Below are 12,790 nucleotides of genomic sequence, written 5' to 3'. Positions count from 1 at the left end.
CCACGACGAACCGGGACCTGCTACCGGGCACTCCGGTGTCTACCCGGACGGGACTCCCACCCGCGAGCCTGGACCAGCTTTCAGGACGCAACATGACCCGGGACCGTAGGTGTGGCCCCCGCCACAACAGCAGTCTTCTGAGCGCAATCCGTTCTTTTGCTCGCAACAGCCTGTTGTGCTCGTTTTGCTCGCGCTACAACTGCGGAGCCGAAACACGGGCTCAACGCTCGCCTGGCCTTGAGGAAATGAGGCCCCATGATCGACGTCCTGGTGGTGGACGACGACTTCCGCGTCGCCGAGATCAACGCCAAGTACGTGGGAAAGGTTCCCGGTTTCCGGGTGGCCGCCCGCGCGCACAGTGCCGCCCAGGCCCTGGCCTCCGTGGAACGCGGAGCCATCGACCTGGTCCTGCTCGACCACTACCTGCCCGACCGGACGGGGCTAGAACTGGTTCACCGGATGCGGGAGGAGGGCCATGGCACCGACGTCATCATGATCACCGCGGCCAGTGACGTGACGACCGTGCAGAAGGCGATGCGTCTGGGCGCCCTGCACTATCTGGTCAAGCCGTTCACGTTCAGCGCGCTGCGGACCCGGCTGGACTCGTACGCCGCCCTGCGCCGCACGGTCGACCGGGTCGGCGGACGGGGTCTGACGGGCCAGGAGCAGGTGGACCGGATCTTCGGCGCGCTGCGCACCGCGCCCTCACCGAGTTCGCCCGGCCTGCCGAGCGGCCACTCGGAGCCCACCACGGACCTCATCTGCGGGGTACTGCATCGCGCCGACCATCCGCTGTCCGCGCACGAGGTCGCCGCCGAAACCGGCCTGAGCCGTTCCACGGCCCAGCGCTATCTGCGCCACCTGGAACAGGCCGGCCGACTCCGTCTCTCCCTGAAGTACGGCGACACGGGACGGCCCGAGCACCGCTACGCCTGGGTGGCGCCCTGACGGCACCCCGCTGCGTCCTGTCGTAACGGCTCGCCGCGGGGACGTGAGGTCCCGTCCCTATGCCGCTCCCGCGCCGGTCAGCGACCGCACCTCGGTCTCCGCGTACTTGGCCTCGTCCGGGACTTCGTCCGAGGTGACAGTGCCGAGCCAGCCCGCGAGGAAGCCCAGCGGGATGGAGACGATGCCGGGGTTCTCCAGCGAGAAGTACTGGAAATCGATGCCCGGGAACAGCGACCCTGGACTGCCCGACACCACCGGGGACAGCACGACCAGCACCAGCGCCGGTACCAGCCCGCCGTACACGGCCCAGACCGCGCCACGCGTCGTGAAACCGCGCCAGAACAGCGAATACAGCAGCACCGGCAGATTGGCGGAGGCAGCCACGGCAAAGGCGAGACCCACCAGGAAGGCCACATTGAGGTCGCGGGCCAGTAGGCCGAGCCCGATGGCGACCACCCCGATGCCGATCGCCGCCACCCGCGCGACGGCCACCTCACTGCGCGCCTTCCCCCGCTCCCGTCCTCGCCGTAGCGAGGCATAGAGGTCGTGGGCCACGGACGCGGAGGACGCCAGCGTGATCCCGGCGACCACCGCGAGGATCGTGGCGAAGGCGACGGCCGCCACGATCGCGAACAGCACCGTCCCACCCGTGGAGTCCGCACCGCCGCCCAGGTCGAGAGCGAGCAGCGGAACCGCCGTGTTCCCTGCCGCGTTCGAGTCACGCACAGCCTGCGGCCCGACGATCGCGGCAGCCCCGAACCCGAGGACGAACGTCATCAGATAGAAGCCACCGATCAACCCGATCGACCACACCACCGAACGGCGGGCCGCCCGCGCGGTCGGCACCGTGTAGAAACGGGACAGGATGTGCGGCAGCCCGCCCGTGCCCAGCACCAGTGCGAGGCCCAGGCTGATGAAGTCGAACCGGGCAGTCCAGTCCCCGCCGTACTTCAGCCCCGGCGCCAGAAACGCTTCTCCTTGACCGCTGCGCTCCGCGGCCGTGAGCAGCAGCCGGTCGAGATCACCGTGAAAGCGCAGCAGCACGAGCACGGTGAGCGCGATGGTCCCGCCAAGCAGCAGGACCGCTTTCACGATCTGGATCCAGGTCGTGGCGCGCATCCCGCCCAACGACACATAGACCACCATGAGCGCGCCGACGCCGATCACCGTCCACATCTGCGCCGCCGCGCCCGTCCGCCCGAGCAGCAACGCCACCAGACTGCCCGCCCCCACCATCTGCGCCACCAGATAGAGAACGGAGACGGTGACCGAGGCGGTTCCCGCGGCGATCCGCACCGGCCGCTCGCTCATCCGCGCCGCCACCACGTCGGCCAGTGTGAACCGCCCGCAGTTGCGGACCAGTTCGGCCACCAGGAACAGCACCAGCAGCCACGCGACGAGAAAGCCCACCGCGTACAGGAGCCCGTCGTAGCCGAACAGCGCGATGAGCCCGGAGATGCCTAGGAACGACGCCGCCGACATGTAGTCACCGGCGATGGCAAAACCATTCTCCATCGGGGAGAAAAGCCGCCCGCCCGCGTAGAACTCCTCCGCGGAACCCTGCCGCCTGCGGCTCACCCAGGTCGTGATCCCCAGGGTGACGGCCACGAACCCGCTGAACAGCAGGAGCGCCAGAGACTGATGCTGGCCCGTCACGACTGACCACCCCGCACTCCTCGTGCCATCTCCTGTGTGTTCCAGCGCAGTTCGAGCGCGGGCCGGTCCCTGCGCAGCCGTGCATGCCGTGCATAGGCCCAGGTGAGCAGGAAGGTGGTCAGGAACTGCCCCAGCCCGGCCAGCATCGCCACGTTCAACGCACCGGCCACGGGCCGGGCCATGAAACTCGGGGCCGTCGTCGCGGTGACCACATAGCCCACGTACCAGGCGAAGAAGGCAACGGCCCCCGGCACCACGAACCTCCGGTACCTGCTGCGCACCTCCTGGAACGCCGCACTGCGCTGCACCTCAAGATAGACGTCACGAGCGCGAACGGCCGCTTCGTCCTCCCCCTCACGCATGCCGGGCGCAAAGGAGGCGGTCACGCCCGTACCGTCGGACTCTCCCCAGCCGGCGGCCATCGCGTCGTACCAGGGATCCTCGCGGGACGCCGTGTGCTCCGCTTCCCGGTTCTCGGCCGAACTTCCCGGACCACCCCTGTCCCCGCCGGGACGACCATTGCTTGGCTGCATGCCCAAGGATGGACAGAGCAGAAAGATCCCTGACTCTTCTTCCCTCCCCTCTTCACCCCATCAGGTGACTCAGTCCGCTGAGGGCTGCACCAGCCCCTTCCCGAACGCGTAACGCACGGCCTGAGCACGGTCCTTGACACCTGTCTTGGCGAAGAGATTGTTGATGTGGGTCTTCACCGTCGCGGTGGAGACATGCAGTCTGCGAGCGATCTCCTGGTTGCTCAGCCCCTCCGCGATCAGCACCAGCACCTCGATCTCCCGCGAGGTCAGCCCGTCCGGCGCCGCCACCCCTACCGGCCGCGGCTCCGGCTCCGACAGCCGCTCCAGCAACCGCCGTTGGACACTGGGCGACAAGCCCGCATCGCCGGACAGCACGCTCTCCACGGCGCGTACGATCTCGTCGCCGCCCGCGTCCTTGGTGAGATAGCCCCGCGCACCCGCCCGTAGCGCGGGGAACAACGACTCGTCGTCCCCGAAAGTGGTGAGCACCACGACCTGGGTTCCCGGATACTCCGCCCGGATACGCCGGGTGGCCTCCACCCCGTCGCACCGGGGCATCCGCAGATCCATCAGCACCACGTCCGGGGCCAGTTCCGCAACCGCCTTGACGGCTTCCTCCCCGTCACCCACCGCGCCGACGACCTCGATGCCCGGCAGCAGCCCGAGCAGCATCACAATGCCTTCGCGGACGACGGTCTGGTCGTCGGCCACGACCACCCGGGCCGGCTTCTTCCCCGTCTGCTCGGTCATACGGGCACCTTCAACGTCACCGCGAACCCCTCCTCGTCCGGCCCGGCTTCCAACGAGCCGCCCAGCAGTTCGGCGCGCTCCCGCATCCCCAGCAGACCGTACCCGCCGCCGGCCTTCGTGAGATCACCCGGTCGGCCGCCCGAGTCCCTGACGTCCAGCCTCACCTCGTGCTCGGCGTAATCCAGCAGGACATGGACCTTGGCTCCGTAGGCGTGCTTGCGGACGTTCGTCAACGCCTCCTGCGCGACCCGGCGCACCGCCTGCGCCGCCTCGGCGGGGAGCGGTCTGCGCTCACCCGTGACAGTGACCTCGGCACCATCGCCGGCGCCGGCCAGATCGCTCAGGAAGTCCTCCAGCGGAGTCATCTCACCGCGCAGCGCGGAGAGCGCCTGCCGTGTCTCGGCGAGGCCGTCCCGGGCCATGCCGCGCGCCGCCACCACTCGTTCGAGGATCTGCTGGCGGTCCGCGTCCCGCTCGATCAGCAGCCGGGCCGCCTCCAGGTGCACGAGCTGGGCCGAGAGGCTGTGCGCGAGGACGTCGTGGATCTCCCGGGCGATCCTGGCCCGCTCCGCCAGTGCCGCGGACTCCGCCTCGGCAGCCCGGGCGGCCCGCTCCTGTGCGAGCAGGCGCTGTGCGCTGCCCCGCGCCTCGGCATCCAGGCGCATGACGTACCCGGCGAGGGCCATGCCCACCACGACGGCCGCCGTGGTCAGCCAGACGTCGGTGTTGATCACGGCGAAGGACGTGAGGGCGACCGTGGTGACCGGCAGCGCGGCTCCGAGTGGGAGCCGCTCCAGTGCCCCGATGGCACAGGCGCACCACACGACCAGCGCCGGGCCCCGGAATCCGGTCGCCCCGGCGAGCCCGGCCATGCACAGAAGCAGAACGATCAGCACGACAGAGGGCCACAGCCGGTGACGGTAGGTCGTGCGGTAGAAGCCCCAGGACAGGGCTGCGGTCACGAGGATCCCACCGACGGTCGCAACTTTGCCCCAGACGCCTACGTGGTTGGCATCGAAGGCGCCCCAGACCAGTACGCCGAGCACCAGCATCCGCACGGACCAGGCGAGCAGGCGCCGCGGCCGGGCGACCCCCTCGCGGCCCAGCGCCTCGCGGGAGGGCCAGCGTGTCCAGGTGTTCTCTGTCACACGCCCTCCTTCCACGCCGACCGGCGCTTGGCGTCACCGTACGCCGTGCCGCGGCTGCCTTCCGTGGTGAGGGACTGTGCACGCCGGATCAGAACGCCCGACCGGACCACGAGGGTACCTGCGAGCGCGAGGAGCAGGGCGGAGCTGTCCTGATGAACGCCCAAGGCCGCGCCGAACGCGAAGAGGCCGACGCGCAGTGCGATACCGGCGCCCCAGACGGCCGCGCTCGCCTTGGTGCTCTTGTTCCAGATGGTGCCGTCCGGCTCCGTCCACACCCGTGTGGTCCAGGCCCAGCCTGCGCCCATCGCCAGCCCTATCAGCAGCTCGGCCGCGAGCAGCGCGACGGACTCGACGCGATGGTGTGCGTCGATCATGCCGGGCTCACGCAGCGCGATGAACACCATGACCAGGGGCACGATCCACCAGCGCCGGTCGGTGCTGATCCGGCGGGCACGGAACTGCCGTGCGATCACCAGCACGACGACAGCCACGATCGCCAGCGCGTTGACGAGCCCGGACATCAAAGCCTCCGTGAGCGGAAGGGGGACGTCGGCAGCGGGTGCCGCCGACGCCTACGACGCTACGGAAATGCGCTGGTCAGCGAATCGGAGCCCGGGTGGATCACGGGTGGATCCGCAGGTCGTCCGTTCTCCACCCGCAGGTGGAGACCCAGGACACGCCTCCTGGCTGGCCCGGGGATAGGGAGGCCGGGGCAAGATCTCGCCGCTGGCATGTCCAGGAACAGGCCGGCTGGACCGCTGTGATCGTCACGCCTGGCGCAGGTGAGCGCTGGGCGTGAGCACGCATGGGTGACACGCGTTCGGGTGGGGGCACCGGGTGCCAGGTCCGGTCTCCCGCTTCCGTGGCCCGTACACCATGGCGGACCGGCTGCGCCCCTGAGGCCGCAGCCGGTCCGGCCGGCGTCGAAGCCGGTCGGCCTACGCGTCGATCCGCGAGCGGTCCAGCGTCGCCGCCGAGCTGGAGATGAATTCCTTGCGGGGAGCGACGTCGTTGCCCATCAGCAGATCGAAGACCTGCTCGGCGGAGTCGAGGTCGGACAGGTTGATCCGGCGCAGGGTGCGATGGCGCGGGTCCATCGTCGTCTCTGCGAGCTGGTCGGCGTCCATCTCGCCGAGACCCTTGTAGCGCTGGATGGAGTCCTTGTATCGGACACCCTTGGTCTGGAACTCCATGAGCTTGTCGCGCAGCTCACGGTCCGAATAGGTGTAGACGTACTTGTCCTGGCCCTTCTTCGGCTGGATGAGCTCGATGCGGTGCAGCGGCGGCACCGCTGCGAACACCCGGCCGGCCTCGACCATGGGCCGCATATAGCGCTGGAACAGCGTGAGCAGCAGGCAGCGGATGTGGGAGCCGTCGACGTCGGCGTCGGTCATCATGATGATCTTGCCGTACCGCGCCGTGTCGAGGTCGAACGTCCGCCCCGAGCCCGCTCCTATGACCTGGATGATCGCGCCGCACTCGGCGTTCTTCAGCATGTCGGTCACGGACGACTTCTGGACGTTGAGGATCTTTCCGCGGATCGGCAGCAGGGCCTGGAACTCGGAGTTCCGGGCGAGCTTCGCGGTGCCGAGCGCGGAGTCTCCCTCGACGATGAACAGCTCGCTGCGCTCGATGTCGTCACTGCGGCAGTCGGCGAGCTTGGCGGGCAGGGACGAGGACTCCAGGGCCGTCTTCCGGCGCTGCGCGTCCTTGTGCTGGCGGGCGGCGATGCGCGTGCGGGCCGCGGCGACCGCCTTCTCCAGGACCACCCGCGCCTGTGCCGCGGCGTCCCGCTTCGTGGAGGTCAGAAACGCCCTGAGCTCCTTGGAGACCACGTTGTTCACGATGCGGCGGGCCGCGGACGTGCCGAGAACCTCCTTGGTCTGGCCCTCGAACTGGGGCTCGGCCAAACGCACGGTGACGACGGCGGTGAGCCCTTCCAGCGCATCGTCCTTGACGATGTCGTCCTCGGCGACGCGCAGCAGTTTCTTGGCCCGCAGCACCTCGTTCATCGTCTTGGTGACGGCCTGCTCGAAGCCGGCGACGTGGGTACCGCCCTTGGGAGTGGCGATGATGTTGACGAAGGATTTCAGGGTCGTGTCGTAGCCGGTACCCCAGCGCATCGCGACGTCCACACCCAGTTCTCGGGTGACCTCCGTGGGCGTCATCTGGCCATGCTCGTCGAGAACCGGAACGGTCTCCTTGAAGGTGCCCTGGCCCGAAAAACGGAGGACGTCGCAGACCGGCCTGTCGGTGGCCAGGTACTCGCAGAACTCGCTGATGCCGCCGTCGAAGCGGAAGGACTCCTCACCCTTGCTGCCGCCGTCGCCGAGACCGAATTCGTCGCGTACGACGATGGTCAGGCCCGGCACGAGGAACGCGGTCTGGCGGGCCCGCTGGTGCAGCGTCTCCAGGGCGAGCTTGGCGTCCTTGAGGAAGATCTGGCGGTCGGCCCAGTACCGCACGCGCGTGCCGTTGCGGGTTTTGGGGATCCTCTTGGTCTTGCGCAGGCCGCTCTTGGCCTCGAACTCGGCACTGGGGCCGCCCGCCGCGAAGGCGCCCGGGACACCGCGCCGGAAGCTGATGGCGTGGGTGTGGCCGCCACGGTCCACCTCGACGTCGAGGCGAGCGGAGAGCGCGTTGACCACGGAGGCCCCGACGCCGTGCAGACCGCCCGAGGCCGCGTACGAGCCGCCGCCGAACTTGCCGCCGGCGTGCAGTTTGGTCATGACGACCTCGACGCCGGACAGGCCGGTCTTGGGCTCGACGTCCACGGGGATACCGCGGCCGTTGTCCCGCACCTCCACGGAGCCGTCGTCGTGGAGGATCACCTCGATGTCGTCGCAGTAGCCGCCGAGGGCCTCGTCCACGGCGTTGTCGATGATCTCCCACAGGCAGTGCATCAGACCGCGGCTGTCGGTCGAACCGATGTACATGCCCGGACGCTTGCGCACGGCCTCAAGACCTTCGAGGACGAGCAGGTGCCGCGCGGTGTAGTTGGAACCATCCAGGTCTGCTCCTGCCAGCAGCGCAGTGGACGGCACGGACGTATCGGCGGTCACGCGGTTCGCTCCTCGCTGAATTTCAGGTGTGGCCCTTCTGGGTAAGGGCGCGGCTTCGGTCGCCGCCAAGAGGGTACCGAGGCCAGGTAGAGCCGTTGTAACGCCACCCTCGTCTCAGCTCAGACTAGTCGAGGGTCGCATGGGTGTTCGATCCCTCCATGGAGTGAAGTACATATCACGTTCCCTTCGAGGCATGAACCATTTAGGCTCCGGGCACGTCCTCTTGCACAACCGGCAAGCCAGCCGGGGGGACCGAAACCCGATAAAAAGCGCGAACCCGTAAGACACATAGACACGCAATACGGCACATTCGCCGCCAACCGGCAGCAGACAGCCACCCCGGAAAGATTTTTTTCGAGGAGAAGCCACGAGCGGGAACGTTTTCGGGCTGGTTGGATGTTGACCCTGGTACGACAGCTCGTCGAGCTAGAGAAGAGGCGACGTGACTACTGTTCTGACCCCCGCGAGCCCATTGACGGCCGCCGATCGCTGCGACCGCTGCGGCGCCCAGGCATACCTGCGCGTCGTCCTGCTGAGCGGCGGCGAACTGCTCTTCTGCGGCCACCACGGCCGCAAGTTCGAGCCAGAACTCAAGAAGATCGCCGCTGAGATACAGGACGAGACGGAGCGGCTGACGTCCGTTCCGGCATCCGCCTCCGAAGAAGAGCGCTGACACCTCGCGCAGCCACGACGAGCACAAGCCGGTGAACGGGCGGTCGCTCCGTCAGGAGCGGCCGCCCGTCGTCGTGCCTCCGCGCACCCCCGGCAGCCGGTGCGAGGCCGTCAGGCGCCCGTGTGCGGCCTTCGTGCGGCATTCGCGGTGCCCGCGTCCAGCGTTCTGAGGGCCCCGGAGACGCGGGTGTACACACCAGGGCTCCCCGCCCGTCCACAGCCGCTCCCCCACGACACGAGTCCGATGAGCCGCCCTGAGGCGACCAGCGGCCCTCCGCTGTCGCCCTGGCAGGCGTCCGGGCCGCCCCGGGCCTCTCCCGCGCACAGCATGGTGTCGGCGCGATACGTTCCGTCGATACCCCCTGGGTACGCCTGCGCGCACTGGGCGTCGGGCAGCACGCGCACGTGTGCGCCGTGCAACTGGCGCGGATAGTCCCCGGCGCCGGTCAGGTCACCCCACCCGTACACAGTGGCGCTCGTGCCCGGTGCGTAGGCCCGGTCCCCCGCCGACGCCATGTCGATGACGTCGCTCTGCGGCAGTGGGGCGGCGAGGGTGAGCACGGCGAAGTCACCGATGTTGTTGTCTGCGTCGTAGTCCGGGTTGATCCGGATCTCGCGTACGCCGACCTCCTCCCCCTTGCTCGACAGCAGGTCCGTACGACCCGCGATGACCTTGAGGTCGTGCGCCTGGCCCGGCAGCGTCCCGAGAACCTCCTCGGTCATGCAGTGGGCCGCCGTCAGCACGGTGGTCCTGCTGATCACCACGCCTCCGCAGAACTGTCCGGCCCTAGTACCCCCGAACCGGTCACGGCTGGCCAGCGCGACCGTCCAGGGACTCTGTGAGACGTCTACGGGGAAACCACCGACGACAACGCCGTCGGCGGCCACAGGGGCGGCGCCGGCCAGCGGTATGGCGGTCGCGGCGGCCGCCAGGACCAGCGGCCGGATCAATGCTCGCGCGATGGGACGAGGCATGCACGCTCCTCACTCTGAGTGCCTTTGGGACACCCAGAGTCATGCAGAGCGCGACGACCCGCAGCACGAAAGCCCGGCTCTCCATGGGGAGACCGGGCCTTCGCCGCCGTCGTTCGTGACCAGCCGATGCGGCCGGGGCGGGCAGTCGGAGACTAGTCGAGGTAGTCGCGCAGCACCTGCGAACGCGAGGGGTGACGCAGCTTCGACATCGTCTTGGACTCGATCTGGCGGATGCGCTCGCGCGTCACGCCGTACACCTTGCCGATCTCGTCGAGGGTCTTCGGCTGCCCGTCGGTGAGACCGAAGCGCATCGAGACGACGCCCGCCTCACGCTCGGACAGGGTGTCGAGAACGGAGTGCAGCTGCTCCTGCAGGAGCGTGAAGCTGACCGCGTCCGCCGGGACGACGGCCTCGGAGTCCTCGATGAGGTCACCGAACTCGCTGTCGCCGTCCTCGCCCAGCGGGGTGTGCAGCGAGATGGGCTCACGGCCGTACTTCTGTACCTCGATGACCTTCTCGGGGGTCATGTCGAGTTCCTTGGCCAGCTCCTCCGGGGTGGGCTCGCGGCCCAGGTCCTGGAGCATCTGGCGCTGCACGCGCGCGAGCTTGTTGATGACCTCGACCATGTGCACCGGGATACGGATGGTGCGAGCCTGGTCGGCCATGGCGCGGGTGATGGCCTGGCGGATCCACCAAGTGGCGTACGTGGAGAACTTGTAACCCTTGGTGTAGTCGAACTTCTCGACCGCACGGATCAGGCCGAGGTTGCCCTCCTGGATGAGGTCCAGGAACAGCATGCCGCGACCGGTGTAGCGCTTGGCCAGGGAGACCACCAGACGGAGGTTGGCCTCCAGGAGGTGGTTCTTGGCGCGGCGGCCGTCCTCGGCGATGATCTCCAGCTCGCGCTTGAGCTTGGGGGCGAGTTTGTCGGCGTTGGCCAGCTTGTCCTCGGCGAACAGGCCCGCCTCGATGCGCTTGGCCAGTTCGACTTCCTGCTCGGCGTTGAGCAGGGGGACCTTGCCGATCTGCTTCAGGTAGTCCTTGACCGGGTCGGCAGTGGCACCGGCGGCGGCGACCTGCTGCGCGGGCGCGTCGTCCTCGTCCTCGTCGGACAGTACGAAGCCCGCGTTCTCGGTGCCTTCCGGCTCCTCCGTGCCCTTGGCCTCTTCGAGCACCTCTTCTTCGAGCAGCTCGGCGTCGTCCTTCTTGGCCGTGGTTTTCTTGGCCGCCGTCTTCTTGGCCACGGCCTTCTTCGCGACCGTCTTCTTGGCGGTCGCCTTCTTGGCTGCGGCCTTCTTGGCAGGCGCGACTTCCCCGCCAGGCTCGACAGCGAGGGGCTCGGCCGGCACGACCGGGGCAGCCGTGGCGGCGGTGGCCTTCCTGGTGGTCACCGTCTTCGCCGCGACCGTCTTGGTGGCGGTGCGCTTGGCCGGACTCTTCGCTGCGACGCTCTTTCGGGTGCGCTTGGGCTCCGCGGCACTGACCATCAGCGTCACACCCTCTTCCTCGAGGATCTGGTTGAGGCTGCGCAGTACGTTCTTCCACTGAGTGGCCGGAATCTGGTCAGCTTCGAAGGCCCGACGCACATCGTCGCCGGCGATCTGCCCCTCAGCCTTTCCCCGCTCGATGAGCGCCATGACAGAGATGGATTCGGCGATCTCCGGCGGGAGCGTACGGGATGTGCTGGCCGACACGAACAACCTCTCGGAACGTTGGAAAACGGCTTCCGGCCCCGTCCATGACGGACAGGAACCGACCACCGGCCTGGGGATGGGCCGACGGCACGGGCGGATGCCGGGAAGGTGCACAGCGCCTTTCATGGCGTCCGTGTTCCCTCCGCGACTGTCACCTCTTAGGTCATCGCACTGATCCCCCGAGCGTTACGCCCAATCTTCGTGGCCCGAGTCACACCCCGTAAGCACTGAAAAACGGTCAGACACGGGCAGAGGTGGTCGGCGACGACGTCGGCCCGGTCCGCTCCGTCCGGCGGGCCGTGCCGCCGTACGGCCGAATCTCACCGGAGTACCGCCGGACCCCGCCGGACCCCTCCGGGCAAGGGAGGGACCCGGTGAGGTCCGGCGGCAGAACGGTTCCCTGACCTGGCGCCGCCGCCAGGGGCGGTGCACTCCCACCGCGGCGCCCGCGGTCCACGGTCAGTGCTCGCGCGGCGCGGGCACCACACGCTCCACCTCGGGGTGGACGGTCAGCAGTTGACGCATCGCTGCCTCGGCTGCGGCGCCGTCGCCGGTGCCGAGCGCGTCGACGATACGCGCGTGCTGGGCGATGGCGGCATCGTTGGGCCGGTCACAGCCGGTGACCGGGCCGCCGGAGACCTGGAGCGCGGCCGACACGATGCCCGACAGGTGCTCCAGCATGCGGTTGCCGGCGATCTGGATGAGCAGCGTGTGGAACTCGACGTCGGCACGGGAGAAGGTGAGCGCGTCACCCTGCCCCATGGCATGGCTCATGATCTCGACCATGTCGGAAAGGCGCTGCTGGACGTCCTCGCGCCCGTGACCCGCGGCAAGGCGCGCGGCGAGCGGTTCGATCGTCCAGCGCAGTTCACTCAGCTCGCGGCGCTGGTCGTCGCGCTGCGGCCCGAATGCGCGCCATTCGATGATGTCCGGGTCAAGGAGGTTCCAGTCGCTGACGGGGCGAACCCGGGTTCCGACGTTCGGGCGGGCGCTGACCAGGCCCTTGGCCTCCAGGACGCGGAGGGATTCACGGACGACGGTACGGGACACCTCGAAGCGCTGGCCGATCTCCTCGGGCACGAGCGGGCGGTCCGCTCCCAGGTCGCCGGAGACGATCATCTGTCCCAACTGCTGGACGAGTTGGCCGTGCAGGCCGCGTCCGCGGCTGCCCGCAGTACGTCGTCCCACCCGGCCGAGTTCGGGGTCCGTGCCGTCCCAGGCCGATGTTCCGACCCGGTCAGCGGCAGGGCCCTCGGCGTAGGGGTAGCGGTCGAGTTCGCCCGGGCCGACCAGACCTGAGTCGGTGGAGCGGGCGGCGGTCATCATGGTGTGCGCAAGGGTACTCACGGATC

11 protein-coding genes are annotated in these 12,790 nt (G+C 68.8%); 2 read left to right on the top strand and 9 right to left on the bottom strand.

Annotated elements, in window-relative coordinates:
• Positions 1–255 precede the first annotated feature (255 nt).
• Entirely contained in the window at positions 256–948 is a 693-nt protein-coding gene (locus tag ACFYPJ_RS34370; protein WP_389025521.1) for a response regulator, read from the top strand.
• 57 nt (positions 949–1,005) lie between these two features.
• On the opposite strand, the gene ACFYPJ_RS34365 is transcribed toward ACFYPJ_RS34370, so the two are convergent.
• The 6 genes from ACFYPJ_RS34365 to ACFYPJ_RS34340 all read right to left on the bottom strand — a co-directional run bounded on the left by ACFYPJ_RS34365 (position 1,006) and on the right by ACFYPJ_RS34340 (position 8,097).
• Positions 1,006–2,604 (bottom strand): cation acetate symporter, encoded by a 1,599-nt coding sequence (locus ACFYPJ_RS34365; protein WP_389025520.1) that lies wholly within the window; start codon positions 2,602–2,604, stop codon positions 1,006–1,008.
• The gene (locus tag ACFYPJ_RS34360; protein ID WP_389025519.1) at positions 2,601–3,137 is read right to left on the bottom strand and encodes a DUF485 domain-containing protein; all 537 of its coding nucleotides are present in this window, start codon (positions 3,135–3,137) and stop codon (positions 2,601–2,603) included. Before ACFYPJ_RS34360 ends, ACFYPJ_RS34365 begins: the two co-directional genes overlap by 4 nt.
• 69 nt (positions 3,138–3,206) lie before the next feature.
• The gene (locus ACFYPJ_RS34355; RefSeq protein WP_389025518.1) at positions 3,207–3,887 is read right to left on the bottom strand and encodes a response regulator; all 681 of its coding nucleotides are present in this window, start codon (positions 3,885–3,887) and stop codon (positions 3,207–3,209) included.
• On the bottom strand, positions 3,884–5,035 hold the full coding sequence (locus tag ACFYPJ_RS34350) for a sensor histidine kinase (RefSeq protein ID WP_389025517.1): 1,152 nt from the start codon (positions 5,033–5,035) through the stop codon (positions 3,884–3,886). The genes ACFYPJ_RS34355 and ACFYPJ_RS34350 overlap by 4 nt, the downstream gene beginning before the upstream one ends.
• Positions 5,032–5,556, bottom strand: coding sequence for a DUF1453 domain-containing protein (locus tag ACFYPJ_RS34345; RefSeq protein WP_389025516.1), 525 nt, complete (start codon positions 5,554–5,556; stop codon positions 5,032–5,034). The genes ACFYPJ_RS34350 and ACFYPJ_RS34345 overlap by 4 nt, the downstream gene beginning before the upstream one ends.
• Before the next feature lie 417 nt (positions 5,557–5,973).
• Positions 5,974–8,097, bottom strand: coding sequence for a type IIA DNA topoisomerase subunit B (locus ACFYPJ_RS34340; RefSeq protein WP_389025515.1), 2,124 nt, complete (start codon positions 8,095–8,097; stop codon positions 5,974–5,976).
• Positions 8,098–8,539: 442 nt separating this feature from the next.
• Here ACFYPJ_RS34340 and ACFYPJ_RS34335 point away from each other — a divergent pair, with 442 nt between their 5' ends.
• Positions 8,540–8,770 carry a hypothetical protein gene (locus ACFYPJ_RS34335; protein WP_389025514.1) on the top strand — a complete coding sequence of 77 codons (231 nt, stop codon included), beginning with the start codon at positions 8,540–8,542 and terminating at the stop codon, positions 8,768–8,770.
• A 110-nt stretch (positions 8,771–8,880) separates the two neighbouring features.
• Here the strand turns inward: ACFYPJ_RS34335 and ACFYPJ_RS34330 are convergent, their stop codons facing one another.
• The 3 genes from ACFYPJ_RS34330 to ACFYPJ_RS34320 form a co-directional block, all read right to left on the bottom strand.
• A complete protein-coding gene (locus ACFYPJ_RS34330) occupies positions 8,881–9,744 on the bottom strand; it encodes a S1 family serine peptidase (protein ID WP_389025513.1) in 864 nt (287 codons plus the stop codon).
• A 152-nt stretch (positions 9,745–9,896) separates the two neighbouring features.
• The gene (locus ACFYPJ_RS34325; protein ID WP_389025512.1) at positions 9,897–11,438 is read right to left on the bottom strand and encodes an RNA polymerase sigma factor; all 1,542 of its coding nucleotides are present in this window, start codon (positions 11,436–11,438) and stop codon (positions 9,897–9,899) included.
• 459 nt (positions 11,439–11,897) lie between these two features.
• Positions 11,898–12,785, bottom strand: coding sequence for a FadR/GntR family transcriptional regulator (locus ACFYPJ_RS34320; RefSeq protein ID WP_389025511.1), 888 nt, complete (start codon positions 12,783–12,785; stop codon positions 11,898–11,900).
• Positions 12,786–12,790 lie beyond the last annotated feature (5 nt).

It is taken from the genome of Streptomyces sp. NPDC006012, assembly GCF_042871185.1.
Classification (GTDB): domain Bacteria; phylum Actinomycetota; class Actinomycetes; order Streptomycetales; family Streptomycetaceae; genus Streptomyces.
The sequence above is the reverse complement of the archived record's forward strand: the minus strand, read 5'-3'. Positions and strand labels throughout refer to the sequence as shown.

Excerpts from the sequence above, each read along its gene's own strand:
- ACFYPJ_RS34370 (WP_389025521.1), top strand. The coding sequence starts at position 256 with ATGATCGACGTCCTGGTGGTGGACGACGACTTCCGCGTCGCCGAGATC.
- ACFYPJ_RS34360 (WP_389025519.1), bottom strand. The coding sequence starts at position 3,137 with ATGCAGCCAAGCAATGGTCGTCCCGGCGGGGACAGGGGTGGTCCGGGA.
- ACFYPJ_RS34355 (WP_389025518.1), bottom strand. The coding sequence starts at position 3,887 with ATGACCGAGCAGACGGGGAAGAAGCCGGCCCGGGTGGTCGTGGCCGAC.
- ACFYPJ_RS34345 (WP_389025516.1), bottom strand. The coding sequence starts at position 5,556 with ATGTCCGGGCTCGTCAACGCGCTGGCGATCGTGGCTGTCGTCGTGCTG.
- ACFYPJ_RS34330 (WP_389025513.1), bottom strand. The coding sequence starts at position 9,744 with ATGCCTCGTCCCATCGCGCGAGCATTGATCCGGCCGCTGGTCCTGGCG.